Here is a 19,211-nt window from a genome sequence, read left to right on the forward strand (position 1 = left end):
TCATCATTAATCACTAAAACTACAAGGAACAATAAGATGCGTTTGATCAGTCTTCTGGTGTGTTCGCTGTTCGTCAGCTCCACACTCCCTGCACTAGCCGCCGATGAAAAAGTCGATTTAAATCTCGTAAATAAGATTCGTGACGAAGGCACAAATCGTTCCAAAATCATGGAAACTCTGAGCGTGCTGACCGATGAAATCGGTCCGCGTTTGACAGGTTCACCAGGCTTGCGCAAAGCAGGTGACTGGACCAAATCACAACTAACCGACTGGGGTCTGCAAAACGCCCAAGTCGTCAGCATCGCGCCTTTCGGTCGTAGCTGGGTATTAGAAAAATCTTCCATGCGTTTAGTCGCACCATCAAATTTGGTATTAGATGCGATTCCTAAAGCATGGACGCCAGGTACAGACGGTGTAAAGCGCGGCAAAGTGGTCTACGCTAAACTCGAAACCGAAGAAGATTTGGCGAAGTGGAAAGGTAAGTTGAAGGGCGTAATTCTGTTGCGTGACGCCATGACACCAACCAAATTGCACACGGCTGGCGATACAAAGCGCTACACCGAGCAAGAATTACAAGAATTAGAAAACATGGATTTGGGTGGAGCAACTGGCCGCCCACCGATGGATATGGCGGACATCGCGAAACGTATCGCCTTCGGCAAAAAAATCAATCCTTACCTGACTGAAGAAGGCGTGATTGCAACCGTGAATGTCTCACGTGGTGATGACGGAACGATCTTTGTACAAGGCGGCGGTTCATACAAAAAAGATGAGCCAACAGGCCCGGCAGCATTGGTGATGTCGACTGAACAATACAATCGCATCTTCCGTCTGATCGAAAAGAAAAAAGATCTTGAAGCAGAGGTCGAAGTCGCCGTGAATTTTGGTGATGAAGATCCAGCTAACTCGATTAACGTGTTTGCAGAAATCCCTGGCAGCGACAAGAAAGACGAAATCGTCATGCTCGGTGGCCATTTAGATTCATGGCATGCAGGCACAGGCGCAACCGACAATGCAGCCGGTGTCGCAGTCGCAATGGAAGCAGTGCGCTTATTGAAAGCCATCGGTTTCAAACCACGCCGTACTATCCGCATCGCGTTGTGGGGTGGTGAAGAACAAGGCTTGTTAGGTTCCCGTGACTTCATCAACAAAAATGTCGCATCACGTCCAGAGTCAACCGATCCCAAAGAAAAAGATCTGCCTAGCTTTATGCGTCGTCCATCAGGACCGCTGAGCTACAAACCTTTGCACGGTAAGATTTCTGCTTACTACAACCTCGACAATGGCGGCGGCAAAATCCGCGGCATTTATGCAGAAAACAATTCCGCTGCGAAAGTCATCTTTGATACCTGGTTAGCGCCATTCCATGACTTAGGTGCCAAGACTTCTACTTTACGTAAAACTGGTAGCACCGACCATGTGTCCTTTGACACCGTCGGCGTACCTGGCTTCCAATTCATCCAAGAACCGATGGACTATTTTACTCGTACTCACCATAGCAACATGGACGTCTATGACAAACTGCAAAAAGGCGACATGATGCAAGCCGCCATGATCATGGCGAATTTTGTTGCCCACACAGCAAATCGTGACGAATTAATGCCACGTAAACCTCTGCCAGTTGAGCCTACACGCCCTGCAGCGCCAGCTAGTCGTTAAATTATTTGTGGTAGATGTGATAGTCGATAAGCGATAAACGATAAGCATTTTTCACAATCCGACGCCAGACCAGCATGTTGATATAAACAGCATGCTGGTTTTTTTACATCCTTTGTTCGAAAAACGCATAAGCAAATCGCCACTGATTATTTCAATCTCAGCCGCATCAATGTTAAGGTAGCTCACCTCATCACAGCTCACCGACTATCCTCATGTGCCAACTCTTAGGAATGAATTGCAATACCCCGACCGATATCGTGTTTAGTTTCACGGGTTTTGCCACGCGTGGCGGGCGCACCGATGAGCATAAAGACGGCTGGGGCATCGCATTTTTTGAAGGCAAGGGTGTGCGCCATTTTGTTGATCATCAGGCCGCGATTGACTCGCCGATTGCCGAATTAATTAAGCGCTATCCGATCAAATCTACCAATGTCATTGCCCACATTCGCAAAGCCACGCAAGGTGTGATCGCGCTGGAAAATTGTCATCCTTTTGTACGCGAGGCTTGGGGTTATCAATGGGTATTCGCGCACAATGGCGATCTAAAAAATTTCGCCCCGCAACTTGATGGCAGCTTTTTGCCGATCGGCACGACCGACAGTGAGCGCGCGTTTTGTTACTTAATGCAAAGCCTGCGCTCCCGCTTTGGTGCACAATTGCCGACACTTGAAAACTTGCGCGAATTCTTAAGCGAGATCTGCCGCGAGATCGCCACACACGGCACTTTCAATATGATGCTCTCCAACGGCAGCGCCCTATTCGCACATTGCTCAACCAAATTACATTACATAGAACGCCAACATCCATTCAACACCGCTGCCTTATCCGATGAAGACGTGTCGGTCGATTTCGCCCAAGTAACAACGCCACAAGATCGGGTGGCAGTGATTGTTACCGAGCCACTGACGACCAATGAACATTGGACTGCCTTGCAGTCCGGTGAGTTGAAGGTGTTTGTGGATGGACGGGTGCTCACTTAGAAGTCTTAGAACGAAATGACATCGCAAGCTATCTGGCGTCTCTGCGGATTTTAGGGCAATTGAAAAAATTGTCTTATTTTAATTTCGCAGTTAGTATTCATACTTGTTATTTTAGACAAATAATTCGAATATGAAGGTGTACTGACGCTTCATTTGAGCAATGCGCCCATTTCCGCACATTCGCATGCCCAAATGACACGTCAACACGCCCTTAACATCCAAAAAGAAAGTTATGCAATGAAATCCAAATTATTAATCGCAGCTTTATTGTTCATTTTCTCCGTCAATGGTTTTGCCGCGCCAGCGAAGAAGGAGACAGTGAATGCTATGTTTGAAGTGATGCATTCACAAAAGATGATGGACTCTATCTACGGCCAAATAGATGGAATGTTTAAACAAATGACTCAAGGAATGGATATTGATGAATCACAAAAACCAATTATGGATAAATTTTTTGCTAAATATAATGCATTGTTAAGAGAAGAAATGTCCTGGGAAAAACTTAAGAATCCTATGGCTGAAACTTACGCAAGTGTTTATACAGATAGAGAAGTGAAAGAAATAACTAAGTTCTACAAATCACCTGTTGGTCAAAAAGTGCTCGAAAAAATGCCAGAATTAATGCGAGCATCTCTGAGTGTCACCCAAAACGCTATGAAGAATCTCATGCCAAAAATAAAGGAAATTCAAAAAGAGATGGCAGAAGAAATAAAAGAAAGCAGTGCAAAAAAATAGAACTTTTGGTGGTGCTTGCAAAATGCCAAACGCAGCATCCAACTTTCAACACAGATGACATCCTCCAACAATAAACTACCACTCTCTAAACGTCTCGCACGCGCGATTGCTGTTGCTGTGATTACGGGTGCGATTTTATGCGTTGGAGGGCTGCTGGGGCTTTTTATGATGATAGAGCCCGTTGGCTATTTCTTTAGCATGACCATACGACTTCTAGGAATTTCAGACTCAGGTGCGTTTTTTTACGTTATCTTGTTCTGGAGCGTCGTCATATTCTTCATTTCATTCGTCCTACAAAATGGGCATGGCGACCCGATGTAAAGATACACGTTTAAGTTTCGTTCACAGCGGACACGCAACATCACAATCTAGCTTCGCAAAATAAGTCGACTAAAATCCATCCCCGATCTCAGAATAAGTAGGGCGGATGCAACCCGCGCCGCCTGAACTTTGTTTATCCAAGACCAATCTATCGGCCATTTCGTGAGCTGCACTTCTTATCGTTTTGAATCCTACGTTTGAAATGACCTCGCCATTTATCATAGGTATTCGGTAAGCAACCAGCCGCGTTTAGATAGGATGAGAACAAATTGTTTTATTTTAATTTCCAAGCTAGTATGCATTTTTCTAAATTCAATCTATGTTATCCACAAGGAGTTATATGATTTTGATCCGCAATATCATCGTGTTGCTACTCTGCTTTTCATACAATCTATCTACTCTTGCCGCTACTTCAAACGATACGCTCCAGGTCACACCTATTGAGACAGGTTATTTACTGAACGTACCTGTGAGCAGGATTCAATTAACGATACCTGATGCTAAGCTGATTGATCTCACAAGCAAGATGCGAAAATCTGCCAATGATCGACGCTACTTCTATTTTGCGGACGAAACGCGCGGGCTTACCGTTTCTGGTTGGTTTGAACAAGCCGGTAGCTTTCCTGGTCTTAACAAATTCTGGCAAGGCGAAATGGCAAGCTGGAAGAAGAATTCATTACCTGCCCCGTTGAATGTAGCAGCGGTACAATTGAATGACTGGCAAGCCATCTTTTATGACATCGATGCTGGCCCAGAATCGAGTAAGCATGTCAAAGCTGAAATCGTGCTGGAAGGTACGTGGATAGACTTGCATATTTCAATTTCTAACTCTGCGTCACCACCACCTACGCGTGAAATGTTAGAAGATTTTCTTAAAGGTATTATTGTGACGACAAAGCCCGCAGGCTAATAAGACTCTTGTTAGAGACGCACTTATTTTGTCAATTTGCGCGCCACACATTTCATCGATAGGTAAGCAAACCATGAGCTCCACCGCAATATTGCTTCTGCTCCTTTTATTCATCGTCTATGCAGGGTACTCAATACCAATACATTTTCAGTTTAATTCTTATTGCCGCGACTTGGCTGCTGCGACAAGTCGAGTTGATGAACTAAACGATGTGCGCGGGATTGATGATGGAGGCAACAATGCTTTTGAGCGAGCACAGTGGCGCAGTTTATTGACGGGTGATTTCAGTGATCTCAGTAATCCTGACCTACAAGCAAGGGCAGCTATACTTTCCGCAAAAGTAAGGCGTTCATTTATTTTTGCTGTGGCTTTGGTCGTCGCTTTTCCGGCAATGATTGCGCTATTCCCATAAATTGCGTAATGCAAATAGCGATTTTGTCTTGTGTCGTTACTTCACAACTTTGAGTGATTTATCGCAGCATCCCCAACTCTACTTGCAAATCAGAAAATCAATTCAAAGGGGTAGGGTGCGCACCCTACCCGATGAAGCTCTAGCCAACGCATTTTTGCGTAATTCCCTATCCTAAATCAACATTTTCTTTCTATCGATTAAATATGAATTTCATGAATGAACATGTCTTCATAAGCAGCCTCTTACAAGGAGTAAAAACCTATCGTAAACTCACCGTCTGTTGTTTCCACATAGGATCTTGCCACTTGTAAAAAATAGTCAACGAGCCAGGTTGATCCGCACCGTTTTCAGTTTGCAGCGTATCCATATTGACGACTTCGAAGCGGCGTTTGAAAACACCATCAACTTTGGCCTCACGCGCTACCAACATTTTGTTGGTGGCGGGTACCCAACCCGCAAATTCAATGTAGCCTAAGTTGGGATCGCTATTGGCGGGTGGTAAAACATCGATGATCCATCCATTACTGGTTTGATGAAAAAGCCAGAGTTCACGCCAACTGTCCATGGGTTGCACCGCCAATGCCAGCGCGGTGCTGCGCGTATTGACGCGAGCTGAGGCTGGCCACACTACACTGTAGGTACAGCGCCTGGCGAGGGGATTTTTAATGTCGTGTTTATTTTCGGTCAAATATACGCAGGTTTCACCGGGTTCACCTGGGCTGGTAACGATTTGCACACTGGCCTTGTTGGCAAGCGGCACTTCGGCTGCCCACCGCGCTGTACCTACTCGTACACCGGCGTCGGCATAACTTAGTTTGTCTTCATCGGTGAGTTCTTCTTTGTTGACCGCGGCTAATTCTAATAATGCGCGATTGCCAGCGACGTGGAAATCTTCATTTTTACGACTTCTTTGGTAAGCGATGGCCGACCAGACACTGGCCTTGCGCATCTTGATACGGTTCTTCAGATATTCATTTAAGTGGCTGCTATCAACCCTATCCAATACGTCGGCACGCCAATTATCCAGCGCGAATTTTTCCAATGGTCGGGTAGCGGGGTCTATACATTCTGGACGAGTCAAGGCCAGTGCTGCGCGGCTCTTTTGTTCGCTCGTCGCGTTCATCGCCAGCACGCGGCGAAAAGCTTCACCGTCGTAACAAAGCTGAATACGGCCTTCGCGTTCAAAGCTTTTAAACTGTACGCCGTAGTAGCTGGCCACTTCCAAATGGGCAGCGACCGTTGTTTCCATTTGCTTGCTCGGTTTCACTGTGCTGCCTGATTGCGTTTGCAGATTAGTGGAACGGCGAGCTAGTCGCTCCGCCATCGTTCCCAAAGCATCGAAGGCTTCCGCGCTGATTTGATTGGCTGCGGCAGCTTTCAAATAGGCTGCTGTATAACTGATACCCAAGGCTTCGGCGCCCGGCGTATCGCGTAGAAAACGTATCACAGCGAAGCTATCTGGCGCATCATCAGGGTCCATGCGGACTAAACGTACCTGACTCGCTTTAATGAATCCTGCACGTTCACGTCTGTGATCATAGACTTGCAAATAATCCATACGCTCACCGCGAATTTCTAGGCTGTCACCTTGCCACAAGACGACTTGTTGTTGAGCGCTGTCACGTGGCGCTGCGCGCAAGGCTGCCTGATCTTGCGTGACGATGGCGATGAGACTGGAGGCGGCAGCAGCGGCGATGGTAGATAACATGATGATTCCTTGATTTTTTTTGGCGATCTATTTTCGGATTAATTGCCTTCGGAGCTGGCTTCCGTATTTTCAGTTTGTTTGACGTCCTTATTTACAGCGGTGCTTGTTTGTGTTTTGCCCGCGCCCAATAAAGCAGAACCGATAAAGCCACCATCGGCAGGCGGAGGAGCGATGATCACAGAAATTTTGTCAGACAATTTATCTGCCATGGTTTTTTGGATGAGCAATGGGTGCTTAGTGAGAAGCGCGCCATCGCGTTCCAGTTGTGCGCTCGATACTTTCCCTACCAGCTCTTGACGATAAGCTTCCGCATCGGCCAATTTGCGACGCGAGTCCGCTTCGCCAGACGCTTCAATCACACGCGCCTGTGCCGTGCCTTCTGAAGTTTTTATACGCGATATTTTGTCTGCTTCCGCTTCCAATTGTCTTTGTTCAATCTGTTTTTGCTTGAACGGTAATACGTGTTTCATCGCTTCTTCCTGCGCTTTGGCAGCGATGATTTGCTCATTACCAGAAGCCTCGGCAGCTTTCTCACGACGGATTTTTTCTGCATCCGATTCCAATGCCGTTTGCTTGACTTGTTTCTCTTTGAGCTCCAAGGTATAGCGCATTTTTTCGCTCTCTAATTCTTCTGCCAGGAGTTTTTCCATACCACGTTTGTAGTCAGCGGGCAGATCGATCTTGCCTATCATCACCGCGTGTAAAAGGATGCCATCAGCGGCTAATTTTGGTTTCAATTCGGTTTCAATGGTTTGCTGAATCTCAGCCCGTTTAGTCGAGAAAATTTCCTTCACCGTGTAACGGGTAAATGCTTTGTACATCACCCCTTGCACCAAAGGTTCGACGATGTCTGCATTGATATTTTCGGGTAGACCTCTACCGTTGGTGGTGAGTTTGGCAGGATCGATTGCATAGCGCACGGTGAGATCGACGCCCAAAGACAGACCCTCTATCGATTGGAACGGCGCATCATTGTCGGCGCTGGTTTTGCTTGGGCGATACAACTGATCTTGCAAAGAGTATTTACGCAATTGGTAGAAGCCAGGAATTGTAATCACACTGCCTTCACGAAATTGCGAAACACTGCCCGTAAACAAGTTGGACCGGATACCGACTTCACCGCGGCTGATCGTCTGAATTGGCGGATGCTGGTAGATGCCATAGCCGATTGCCGAAATCGCGCCAAGGATAAGTATGTTACGCAGCATAGCTGTGGTCATGAGCGGTCTTTTTACTTGATATTCGACCGGATATTCACTTTGATATTCCGCATCGATTTCTGGTGTTGATGTGGAGCCGATGTCTGATTGCGAAGTCTTGCGTGAATTGAACACGGAAGAAAAAGTAGAGCGCACTGCATTTACGATAGATTTCAAACGATTTGACATAGTAGCCTCCGGTTGTGAATGTCGATGTGGGTTGCGTAGCATTTGCATTTGCATTAGCGTTGGCATTTCCCTGAGACGAATCTTGCGTTACCAGACGAGGAAGATACAATGCCGCCCGCTGGGAAGTATCCTCATAGCGCGGCGGTATTTGGACATGCAACGGAAAATTCGTACGTCAGTGTGAAGAAAAACTCACAGCCAAAAACTGACTTTTTTTAGGAAAACGTGGATACTACGAAACATGTTCAAGAAGAGCCTTACCTAGCAGTAACGCAAATTACGCCACCATTTTTATCACCGGAGACACATCGTGTCGCATCACATTAAAGTCGCCGTCATCGAAGATGATGAACCCACCAGCAATCAATTCAAGACATGGATAGAAGCGGCTAAACCCGGCATACAGATCGACCAATGGTTTAACCGTGATGATGCAGAAGCGGCGATCACGCGTGAACACTATGATTTGGTCGTCTTGGATATCGAACTGGGGCGTGAACGCCATGCAGGTGTGGCGATCATCAATGCCATCAATAAAAATATCGGCAAAGAAGGACAAGCTACGCCGGTTTTGGTGGTATCGGCCATGCCAGCGACCATTTACCGTAGCATTATGAAGGCCTTAGATGCCTGGGATTATCTGCAAAAAGCGACCTTTGAAGAAGCGGAATTCATTGAAACTTTGCTCGACATGTTGCGCGCGGTGAAGGAACGTAGACAGCAAACGCAAGAGAGTAAAAAAGTTGTACTGAAAGAAGCTGCGTCGGTCAATGAGGCATTAAGTATGGATCCTTTGCGGCAACGTTCACCGATGTGGCGTGGCCAGCGCATTAATTTACCACTCACCGCACAGAGAATTTTGGCGGTGATGTTTGAGAAGCGGGGACAGATAGTTTCGTATGACGATTTGTACGATGTGGTGAAAAGCGGACGCAATCGCGACAATATCCGTAAACATGTCAGTACGATTCGTGATGCTTTCCGTGAAATTGACCCCGATTTTGAATGCATAGAAAACGTGCCTATGCGCGGATTTCGTTGGGTTGAGGCTGCATGAAGCGATTTCTTCTTTCTAGCTATAGACTGCGAATTATTTTTCGTAGTGTGTTCTTACTTCTGGCAATTGCAACGCTAGGTTTGGCGCTGTCTTTGCTTCAGCAAGAAAAGCAACTTAGCTATAACAATTATCAAGTCAACTTTAATAAAACCATCAGTCAAATCACCGCGACGCTGCGCCACCCAGCAGGTCAATTAGCTTTATTAAATCCGCCCGCACAACAAGAAGGTGCGAGCCTGCACCCTTTGTTATTACCATTCTCCGCTTTAGATTTCGATGACCAAGGCAAGGTCCAACAAGCGATCGCGATGTCGGGCTGCCTGGTGCAGTATGGGAACGATGGATCACTCTGTGTTGGCATAGGAAATAATCCTTGGGCGGGTGGCTTTATTTATGTCGCAGGGAGTTTCAATAGCGCGGCTTTAGTCTCTCATCCTCAGGGAAAAATGGTACGCGATGAAGCGCATCGCATACGCGTCAGTGTGACTTTGCGAGGACAAGAATACCAATGGATAGCGCCGTTTGAAGAAGAGCCCAGCAATAAAACCAATGCAGGTATCCGCGGTCGATGGGTGGGCTTTGTCGAGAGTGATGTGAATAAATCGAATGCCCGACCTGTGCGGGATTTCCGTGGTTGGGCTTGGCAAAAAGCGGTTTGCAACGACGCGGAAAAAGATGGAAAAGATCTCAATTGTGATCGCAATACTTTCTTCTCTTTGCGCTTACCAATCGCAGTTTTACAGGAAGCTTTGTTTGAAAAAAAACGACCAGTCTGGCCGCCACAAGATTTGGATCAGATCCATGTTGAGCTAGCCGTGTTCGCACCCGAGAGTCAAATTCCGCTATTAGACAGTAAGGCGATGCCTACAGCGACGCCATTTTCTCTGAATGATTTGAGTGCGCTGTTATTGCCAGGTGAAAGTCTCAGCATCAAAAAAACCTCAGAGAAAAAGGATTTCATCAAGCTGCTGGGTAAAGTCGAACAAGAGGAAGAGTCTTGGAATGTGTTGACCCGCCTGATCCGCCGTCTACCTGTTGATGAATACGACACGCCTTTGGAGAGCCGGGAATTAATCAGCACGCCTTTAGATAACTATGAGGTGCTGTTGAAAGGGGATGTACGCAGTGCCAGTAAGACTTTGAGCGTGGTAGCAACCCGCGTTTCGTGGTTTGTGGGGGCGATGTTATTGGCCTTGTTACTAGCCTGGCTGTTGATAGAAATTAGCATTATCCGGCGCATTACTTTATTGACGAAACGCGCAGCGAGCTTATCGAAAACCATGAAAGGGGCGGGCGAATTAGACCAGCTCGATGTCAGCGATTTACGCAGTCCAGATGAACTGGGCGTATTGGCAAGTGGCTTGCACGATTTGCTCAGACGTGTGAAAGAAGACGTGGAGCGCGAAACAATACGCACCGAGCAAGAGAAGCAAATGTGGCATGCCGTGGGGCATGAAATTATGTCGCCACTCCAAAGTTTGATGGTGTTGCATCCGGCACCGGAAGATCAAAGTCATCGCTACATCACCCGCATGCAACAGGCGATTAAGGTGCTGTACGGTAGCGCTACGCCGAGCGAAGCGTTTCAATCGACCGTCTTGCAATTGGAAGAACTGGATGTCACACAGTTTCTGCAACATGTGGCTGACAATGCGCACCATGCTGGCATTGCCAATGTGGTTTTTGCCGGTGAATTTGCCAGTGTGTTCGTCAAAGCAGATGAATATTCATTAGAAGACGTAGTGACCCATGTCTTAAAAAATGCCAATCGCTATCGACCTGAAGCTTCGGCAATCACTTTGCGATTAGAGGCGGATGAAACCAGTGCGACGATTCATATTACGAATCAGGGTCCGCATATTGCCACCGACATGTTGGACAAAATATTCGAGTATGGTGTTTCAGATCAAATCGATTCTGGCGCCAATGGTAATCGTGGACAAGGATTATTTGTAGCGCAAACTTATATGGCGAAAATGGGCGGTACCATTAGCGTGCGCAATATCGGGTCAGAAAATGAAACCGCAGAAAGTGGAGTGGAATTTGTATTGAGTTTGCCACGACGAATTTAGTGAATTCAAACCTAGTGCTCACGCTGAATTGTTCACATCGCGATGAAAGTGAACAGTTACCAATTTAACTTTACGTTCACCGACTTAATCACGTGAACACAATTACACCGTGCCAGCCTGCGAACTAATACGAATATTCTTGCAGGATTCAAGAAAATTGAGACAAATTGTCTTTTTTTGACTAGCAAGTAAATATTTATTTCGTTAAATTACAACTTGATTGGCTGCTAATCAGAATGTAAGTTGACGTCAAACTGGAAAAGAAAAAATTCATCGTGAACCTCAAACTTAAAAGCTTCATCACGGGTGCTGCCTTGGGTGCTATCGTCTATCAAATTGCAGTGCATTTGATTGGCTTTACTGCGGCACTTGCAATTCCAACTTCAATTGTCAGTTGGGCTAAAGAAAATTCTGCCAATGGTCCTGTACTTTTCGTATGGGACTTATTCGTCGTGCAATTATTGGGTATTGGTTTACTGGCCGCGATATCAACATATAGTTTTTTAAAACTAGCCTCCTTAAAACGGTTTTACGTAGCAATAGGTTTCGTAGCAACTGAAACAATTTTCTCGTATTCTTACCTGTTCTCAACGTCTTCAAATCAGGCCTTCGCAAACATTGACAACGTTTTGCTTGCCCCACATTTTCTTGTGGTATTTCTATGTGTTTTTCTCGCTTCCAATTTAGTTAGAAGAAACTAAACAACGTAACAAGGCATTGCAATACGGCTCCTGCGTCTCGTAAAAGCGCTGGACTCAATGTTTCACACCACGTTCGTGATGGACGCGCTGAAATGCGCGCCAACTGAATAATCAACTCAGAGACGCTCGCACCTATCAACTAGCTTATCCACCATGAACTCTCATCCTATCCCACTCGTTCTACTTTTTGGTCCGTCAGGTGCAGGTAAGTCGACATTGAGTGCCGCGCTATCGAGTCAATCGCAATGGCTGCATGTGGAAACTGATCCGTTTTCCAGAACCGGCACCTCCGCGCCGATACCCAAAAGTCTTTCACAGCTCTTCTCACCTAACCCTAGCTTCAGCGATCTCGCGACCGAGCTGCGAGTTATGGCGAGTTCTCATTCCGGAGCGATACTGTCCTTCATGAGCATGATTTGTCCTAACATTGAGCACATCAGCGCCGCGCAAGAGTCAGAATTCACGACTATTTTCCTGACGGGGAATGAACAGGAATGCCTGCAATCATTCTTACGCCGCGAAGCGCGCATTGGTCGCAATCTACCTGAGCAACACTGGCGCACCCATAGCACAGGAATCTGCAGAGCACTCCATCGTCCGGAATATGCGCCACACACTATTCCCGGCTATCGCGAGGGCTTGCACCGTCCGGTTAATGAATTGGTCGAGGAAGTGCTGATGCGGGTTGGTGCTTGATTCTGTTTCTGTTCGGGGAATCCCACTTTGTAAATCTCTATCCTTTCGTATTGAGTTAATTTTCCTGTATGCCGAATTTATCGGTAATATAGACCAATGAGCTTTTCTCACTCATTAATTAATTCGAATTCAAATATCATTTTTCAGCAAATGGAATTTCTTTAACGCTGCAATAACTTAAAAAATAGGAGATATAAAATGGATTTAAATAGCGCTGTCGCAAAGCATGCTGAATGGAAAACGAAATTTCGTGTGGCCATTTCAAAAAAAGAAATAATGGATGCTGCAACCATAGGAAAAGACAACTGCTGTGACCTCGGCAAATGGTTGCATGGCGAGGGGAAAAATAAATTCGGTCATTTCGCTACTCACAGTGATTGTGTATCTAAGCACGCCCTATTTCACATCGAAGCTGGAAAGGTCGCCAATGCAATCAATGCTAAAAAATTTGCCGAAGCGGATGCAATGTTAAATGCTGGCACCCCTTACGCCGCCGCATCTTCTGCCGTTGGAATATCAATCATGAAATTTCAGAAAGAGACCGGAATCTAAAAAATTTTCATTGATAACAATTGTTTTTATAACGTATTAACGTGTAAGGTCGGTAGCAGATTGTTTTTGCGCTCAAATAACACTTAGGTGGATTTTTTGCTGTGAATTGATTCGACGTGAAACACTCAAAAATGATCAACTTCTTGAAAGCCGGAGTTTGAAACCCCGGCGTTCAAGAAGCTGACGCTGTCTACGCAAACACTATATTCAAAACTAGTTCACACAGCAGAACTTTCCACATTTATATTACTCAATTGCATATGCATTAGAAGGAGAAATTCTTGTGCTTGCTCTGCATGTTAGAGAATTTTAACAACTTGATATTCGACCTTCGAAGCAAATTGTCCCTATTTAATTCCCGAGTTAATATTTATTTTTATTAAATTAAATCTGCGTTGGCCATCAATGAGGACCACCAATCGACCGCTCCAGTATGCCTGCTTTGGGTGTCGCAAGTCCTTCAAACGACAGCAATTCGTAACAAGCTCAAATCGATTCATGACGCAGGAGCAAATTGATGGTCAGCGACACGAACTCGAAGAATTCGAAAGTGGACGGAGTTATAAATGCCCCGATTGCGGCAAACCGGCACATTACATGGGACTGGACTTCAAGGCACCCAAAAGAACGGACGCGCATGGTTGGCAGAAAACGCAGGAGTTTATCGAGTCCGGCAAACTCTTTCACCGTGGGGTGCGAAGTGATATTTAATGGCAACATAAAATTGTAACTAGCTAATTCGTTGATCGGATTAGCCTTGATGTAAACCTATATTTTATTAATGCGTATCCGTCCTTTTGCTCATCATTGAGTTAAGTATTTTAGAATATGAACGAGGATGAGGGTAGCTCACTTTGCGGTCTTGGAAGTAGTCGTTGGTTTACGGGGATAGAAGAGGCGGTCGCTGACGATTTATGCATTGCCTTTCTGGAAAGGGGTGAAAGCCTGCTTTGTCAAGGTTGTGCTGGCCTGCGCCTTTGATTAAGCGGGCACCGTCCATAGCACAGGGTAATCATAAAGATGCTGACGGGCGTTGGCAACAATTGCAAATACTAAAGCACGGCTCAACATAATTGATGCTTTTGTAGACAGTGAAACCTTTGAAGTTCTATCTACGGCCACAAAACAAGTTGAAAGTGATTTGGCGTCATATCTCGGAAGCAAAGAAAGCGCACAAGAAATGCTAACCGTTCTGGAATGGGGTTAATTAATTCTATGAAGTTCTTTGAAGTAAACTACGTAACAAAATCTTTCAGGTGGATTTAATAGTCGTCCATTAATCCGTCATTCGGCTTCCAACTTGTCTTGCCCGCCGCTAAGAACTTTCATCAATCTTCATACAAATCTCAAACGATTGAAAAAATTGCTTTGTTTTAATTTGCAAGTTAGCATTTGTTTTAATCATATTTTACCTTAGAGGTCACAATGTCTTTTGCTCTTGGAACAGCACAACGCATTCGTTTGTCATTTGCAGTACTGATTAGCTATGTGCTAGGAATTGCCGCATTTGCCGTAGTTTTTCCCCTCGACAATTTTGGATTCTGGTCATCGTATGCACCTTGGATAGTCGGAATTCCAATGTGCTTTGCAGCGTATTTAAGCTTGGAGTTTTTGGCTATGTGGGCGCTCCGCCTACCGATGTGGCAACGTTTGCCTGCTGGAGCAGCTGTGTATGTAGTGGTGGCAGTTTTTGCACTCGGCATTGTAAGTTTGCTCTACTTTGGCGATGCCCACTTTACGCTAGAGATCAGTGAATCAATTCAACATTAAGGCATGCACACTTATAGTGTCTGATGCCACCACTGAGCGAACACTTCACAGAACCAAAATCGCCCGAAAATCATTCACATTATTGTAAGTCTTATTGGGTGGGCACCTTTTTGTGCCCAAACTGATTTGTCGATATGTCCGTGAAAAAACCAATGATTTACACTGATTTAGCTTTTCAACTTAAATTTGCGAAAAATAAGTTACTGATTTTTTATGTAGTGCCTAGAGATTTTTAAAGCCAGATCACGTTTTTGCGTTTCCGTTGAGGCGGATAAACAATGTACGCTAACACACAACCTTCCCTTAATTTGAGGCAATAAAATGCGTAGATTCATTTTTTGTTTTTTTATCTTGTCGTTGTCAATCAAAGTCTTTGCAGCAGAGAACCACGATAAGTTGGCTGACAAAAAATGGATTTCCATGGGATCGATACCGGGACTTGATGGACGAGTGAATGCTATCGTTGTTGATGGTACTCGCGTTTATGCTGCCGGCTATTTTACGTTGGTTGAGTCATCACAAGCCAAGATTAAAGATGCTGAAGAATTAGCCGTCACAGTCGCGGTGTGGGACGGAAGTCATTGGACTTCAATCGCAAAATACGCAAATTGTGGTGAGGTGACTGCATTAGCTCTTGCAATCGATCGGAGTTTATATGCCACTAATTTTCGATGTGCGGATGATTTAAATATAAATGGCATCGCTAAATGGGATGGGCACAAATGGACTCAAGTTGGATCTGATGTTGATGGCGACCTCAAAGCCATCCATGTAGATAAAGCCGGTAACTTATATGTGGCCGGAACAATAGCTAAAAATGAAGAGCAAGTCGGTTTCGTAAAAAAATGGGACGGAACCCGTTGGACACAATTGAGCAAAGACTATTTTCAAGGATTATCGATCGCAGTCAACGCTTTAGTTAGCGATTATCAAGGAAGCCTATATGCGGTAGGTTCATTTGACGAGATCGGGGGCTTGAAGGCACACAACGTCGCCAAATGGGATGGCAAGAAGTGGAAGTCACTAGGACGTGGTATTGGCGGCAAGCGCACTGAGGAAAATGAAAGCTTAGCGTGGTCAATCGCGGCTGATTCGAAAGGAGATGTGTATGCAATCAGTACGCTTGGATTGGAAAAGTGGAATGGTAAATCATGGAAAGTAGTGAATACGAAAACAGACGCCTTAGGGTCAATACTTATCATAGATCGACAGGATCGAATCTATTTGGGATTGCAGAGTACTTGTGACGTAGAAGGCGGACTTAGTATTCAGACGACAAAACCAATACAATTTTGGGATGGAAAAAAATGGTCGGCATTTCATTTCAATGGTTCGAATAGTGGCACCGCTCCAGGTTGTGCTGGCGGTGGCTCCATCAGCGCACTGGCCCTGGGTAATGATGATAGTTTAGTGGTCGGAGGTTCGTTCACAGAAACGACCACTGGCGCGAGAAATATTGCCAAATGGAATGGACAAAAATGGGAAAGTTTTGGTGTGAGCACCGGCGTCAACGACTATGTTGAACAAATTGTCGTTGATCTTGATGATAATCTCTATGTCAGAGGAAGCTTTACCCGTGTTGATCAACTGTTAGTTAAGAAAAATCAAATTGCGCATTGGAACTCTGATCGGTGGAACCTACTAAGTCCAACAAAACAGGCGATTACCAGTATGGCATTGGATACCCAAGGTCGTCTTTATGTCGCGGTCGGCGAGCACCCTTCTGGAAGTTCAATTTTAAAAATGGAAGGCGGAAAATGGAAGCCAGTGACGCAAATTGACTATCTAGTTAGGAGTATGACAATCGACGAAAAAGCGAATATTTATACTTGTGGATTGACTGGCGACATAACGGATCACTACGGAGACATAAAGTACCATGGCGTCGATCGATGGGATGGAAAAAATTGGAAGAGAATTTCACCAGAATCAATGAAGGTAGATCATAACTGTTGGCTGAAAAAAATTGAGGATAAGATTATCCACGTTAGCGATGAAGATGGAAGTTGGCGTTGGAACGGAAAACGCTGGTTACAAGAAAGTGACGAGTGGAAAACTAAGACTGTTTTAAGAGATCCTGAAGCTGTGATGTATCTGATTGATCGAGATCACTCAAACGAAGGTAAGCAAACAATTCGCGCGTGGAATACCCGAGGGCCGGCGAGCCTAGGATTTACTAGTCATGGCGATATTAATTCAATCATCGCATCCAAAAAATTTCTCTATATCGGAGGATCATTTTCTCTGCTCAATCATAAATCAAAACCTTATCTTGCTCGCATTAAACTATTTCGTGACAAGGAATTCGTGCCGACAAAATCGGAATGAGCGATGTCAATGCGATTAACAAAGCGCAATCAACGCGTCCGTGAAGGCGCGTATTCAGTTACGCGGGCACGCTTTTTGTACCCATGCTGACTTGACTAGTTGATGGGCGGTTAATAGCTAGGGATCGGTTGCGGCCTCCTTCACGCAGGAATACGTTGATGAGCATTACCAGTGTTGGCACTGCAAGTCCGATGCTATCTTTACAGCGCCGGATCAAAAGCACGCGTATGAAGTCCGTAAAGCAAATGTGAATCAACATCGTATTCTTTGCGATCCTTGCTGGCGTGAATCACTTCGCATTACTAAGGCACTTGAGGCTAGAGCGGAAGTTTGGAGTGAATCGAAAATGACGCTGAGAACAAATAAGGTGTTTCTTGCAAACTGGCTGTATCTACTCGAATTGCAGGAAACTTACATGCCATATAGACACGATGTTGCGTGCAAAAATATGTTGCGCAATCTACTGGCTGACGTTGACTAGCTAGACTAAGTCAAACTTCACAAAACCAAAATCGCCCGAAAATCATTCACATTATTGTAAGTAGGCCCCGTCACCAATAAAGCATCGAGCGCGGCGAAGAAAGCAAATGCGTCGTTGTTCGCCAAACTCTCACCAGCCGATATCGATAAGTCTGCCGCTAGTTGCAAACTATCTGGCGTGCACCATGCTCCCGCGTTTTGTTCGCTGCCGTCGCGTCCGTCGGTGTCGGCAGCGAGTGCGTAGATTCCGGGATGACCGTTAAGGTTTTGGCAGAAGCTCAACAGATATTCTGTGTTGCGTCCACCACGCCCACTGCCTTTGACGGTAACGGTGGTTTCTCCGCCTGATAATAATAAACAAGCTTGATGGTGGTTTTCGCGTGCACTCTTATGCGCAATTGCAAGTTGCGCATGGGCGCGCCCCAGCTCGCGGGCTTCGCCTTCTAAACGATCCGACAAAATCTCTACCCGCACACCTTTTGATTGGGCAAAATTGGCGGCTGCCTGCAAGGCGGCTTGTGCGTTCGCGATGATTTGGACATGAGGATGCGGATGTGGATAAACAAACGCTGTGTGATCAGGTTTTGGCGTTTCGGAGGACGCTAGTTGCAGGTGAGCGAGAACTGCAGGCGATACCGGAATCGCATAGCGCTGCAAGATTTCGAGTGCGTCAGCACAAGTGCTGGCATCGGCCAACGTCGGTCCACTGGCGATAATACTGGCGTCGTCACCCGCTACGTCGGAGATGATATAAGTCAGCACGGTAGCTGGTACGCAGGCCAAAGCTAGTCGTCCACCTTTGATCGCTGACAGATGCTTACGTACGCAATTCATTTCATGAATCCTGGCGCCACTACGAAGCAAGGCGCGATTAATCTCTTGTTTTTCTGCCAGACTAATGCCGGGCGCGGGTAAACTCATCAATGACGAACCGCCGCCGGATAATAGGCAAATCACGGTGTCGGCGGCACTTAAGTGTTGCACTGATGCGAGTAAATCGACGGCGGCTTGATAGCCCGCCTGATCGGGCACAGGATGCGCGGCTTCGCGCACTTGGATGACTTCACACGGCAGACTATGGCCATACGGAACGATCACCATGCCGCTTAAACGCGCTAGATCGCCTAAGGAATTTTCTAGGCCGGATGCCAGCCAATGTTGTTCCAAGGCCTGCGCCATAGAGGCAGCGGCTTTACCCGCACCGACCACAATGCAACGCCCGCTAGTTGGAAAGGCTGGCAAATGTGGCGGCAGACAATGATGCGGATCAACGGCTGCAACGGCGACTGCAAATAATTCACGTAAAAATGCTGGTGCCTGCGTTTCGACATACGTTTGGGCTTGTGCCTGATTCCAGTTTATCATCGTGGTTTGGAGCTGTGAGCGTGGGCGGCTAAAATAGCGACTAAAATACCAGCATTCTGCACCTACAACGAAGCTTT

General features: G+C 45.9%; 15 protein-coding genes and 1 pseudogene. 13 read left to right on the forward strand and 3 right to left on the reverse strand.

Features of this window, described 5'->3' with window-relative positions; all coding sequences use genetic code 11:
• Window positions 1–36 precede the first annotated feature (36 nt).
• From ACO0KW_RS10585 to ACO0KW_RS10605, 5 genes are all read left to right on the forward strand, one after another.
• On the forward strand, window positions 37–1,659 hold the full coding sequence (locus ACO0KW_RS10585) for a M20/M25/M40 family metallo-hydrolase (protein ID WP_423053042.1): 1,623 nt from the start codon (window positions 37–39) through the stop codon (window positions 1,657–1,659).
• Window positions 1,660–1,871: 212 nt separating this feature from the next.
• A complete protein-coding gene (locus ACO0KW_RS10590; RefSeq protein ID WP_423053043.1) occupies window positions 1,872–2,639 on the forward strand; it encodes a class II glutamine amidotransferase in 768 nt (255 codons plus the stop codon).
• A gap of 192 nt (window positions 2,640–2,831) precedes the next feature.
• Entirely contained in the window at window positions 2,832–3,374 is a 543-nt protein-coding gene (locus tag ACO0KW_RS10595) for a DUF2059 domain-containing protein (protein ID WP_423053044.1), read from the forward strand.
• Window positions 3,375–4,035: 661 nt separating this feature from the next.
• The gene (locus ACO0KW_RS10600; RefSeq protein ID WP_423053045.1) at window positions 4,036–4,605 is read left to right on the forward strand and encodes a hypothetical protein; all 570 of its coding nucleotides are present in this window, start codon (window positions 4,036–4,038) and stop codon (window positions 4,603–4,605) included.
• Window positions 4,606–4,678: 73 nt separating this feature from the next.
• The gene (locus ACO0KW_RS10605; protein WP_423053046.1) at window positions 4,679–5,017 is read left to right on the forward strand and encodes a hypothetical protein; all 339 of its coding nucleotides are present in this window, start codon (window positions 4,679–4,681) and stop codon (window positions 5,015–5,017) included.
• A 259-nt stretch (window positions 5,018–5,276) separates the two neighbouring features.
• Here ACO0KW_RS10605 and ACO0KW_RS10610 read toward each other — a convergent pair whose 3' ends face one another.
• Both ACO0KW_RS10610 and ACO0KW_RS10615 read right to left on the reverse strand, forming a co-directional pair.
• Window positions 5,277–6,725, reverse strand: a complete 1,449-nt coding sequence (locus ACO0KW_RS10610) for a hypothetical protein (protein WP_423053047.1) — start codon at window positions 6,723–6,725, stop codon at window positions 5,277–5,279.
• 38 nt (window positions 6,726–6,763) lie between these two features.
• Window positions 6,764–8,113, reverse strand: a complete 1,350-nt coding sequence (locus tag ACO0KW_RS10615) for an SPFH domain-containing protein (RefSeq protein ID WP_423053048.1) — start codon at window positions 8,111–8,113, stop codon at window positions 6,764–6,766.
• 310 nt (window positions 8,114–8,423) lie between these two features.
• Between ACO0KW_RS10615 and ACO0KW_RS10620 the strand changes: the two genes are divergently transcribed.
• The 8 genes and pseudogenes from ACO0KW_RS10620 to ACO0KW_RS10655 all read left to right on the forward strand — a co-directional run.
• A complete protein-coding gene (locus tag ACO0KW_RS10620) occupies window positions 8,424–9,170 on the forward strand; it encodes a response regulator transcription factor (RefSeq protein ID WP_423053049.1) in 747 nt (248 codons plus the stop codon).
• A complete protein-coding gene (locus tag ACO0KW_RS10625) occupies window positions 9,167–11,242 on the forward strand; it encodes a sensor histidine kinase (RefSeq protein WP_423053050.1) in 2,076 nt (691 codons plus the stop codon). The genes ACO0KW_RS10620 and ACO0KW_RS10625 overlap by 4 nt, the downstream gene beginning before the upstream one ends.
• 275 nt (window positions 11,243–11,517) lie before the next feature.
• Window positions 11,518–11,943, forward strand: a complete 426-nt coding sequence (locus ACO0KW_RS10630) for a hypothetical protein (RefSeq protein ID WP_423053051.1) — start codon at window positions 11,518–11,520, stop codon at window positions 11,941–11,943.
• A 153-nt stretch (window positions 11,944–12,096) separates the two neighbouring features.
• Window positions 12,097–12,639, forward strand: a complete 543-nt coding sequence (locus ACO0KW_RS10635) for a hypothetical protein (protein ID WP_423053052.1) — start codon at window positions 12,097–12,099, stop codon at window positions 12,637–12,639.
• A gap of 198 nt (window positions 12,640–12,837) precedes the next feature.
• A complete protein-coding gene (locus ACO0KW_RS10640; RefSeq protein ID WP_423053053.1) occupies window positions 12,838–13,191 on the forward strand; it encodes a CZB domain-containing protein in 354 nt (117 codons plus the stop codon).
• Window positions 13,192–14,616: 1,425 nt separating this feature from the next.
• A complete protein-coding gene (locus tag ACO0KW_RS10645; protein WP_423053054.1) occupies window positions 14,617–14,961 on the forward strand; it encodes a hypothetical protein in 345 nt (114 codons plus the stop codon).
• A 396-nt stretch (window positions 14,962–15,357) separates the two neighbouring features.
• The gene (locus tag ACO0KW_RS10650; RefSeq protein WP_423053055.1) at window positions 15,358–17,289 is read left to right on the forward strand and encodes a hypothetical protein; all 1,932 of its coding nucleotides are present in this window, start codon (window positions 15,358–15,360) and stop codon (window positions 17,287–17,289) included.
• Between the two features lie 169 nt (window positions 17,290–17,458).
• Window positions 17,459–17,770: pseudogene (locus ACO0KW_RS10655) on the forward strand (zinc-ribbon domain containing protein); the annotation flags it as partial.
• Between the two features lie 17 nt (window positions 17,771–17,787).
• Here ACO0KW_RS10655 and ACO0KW_RS10660 read toward each other — a convergent pair.
• Window positions 17,788–19,134, reverse strand: a complete 1,347-nt coding sequence (locus tag ACO0KW_RS10660) for a glycerate kinase type-2 family protein (protein ID WP_423053056.1) — start codon at window positions 19,132–19,134, stop codon at window positions 17,788–17,790.
• Window positions 19,135–19,211: the final 77 nt, after the last annotated feature.

The organism is Undibacterium sp. Ji22W (assembly GCF_049340305.1).
In the GTDB taxonomy this organism is placed as follows: Bacteria; Pseudomonadota; Gammaproteobacteria; order Burkholderiales; family Burkholderiaceae_D; genus Undibacterium.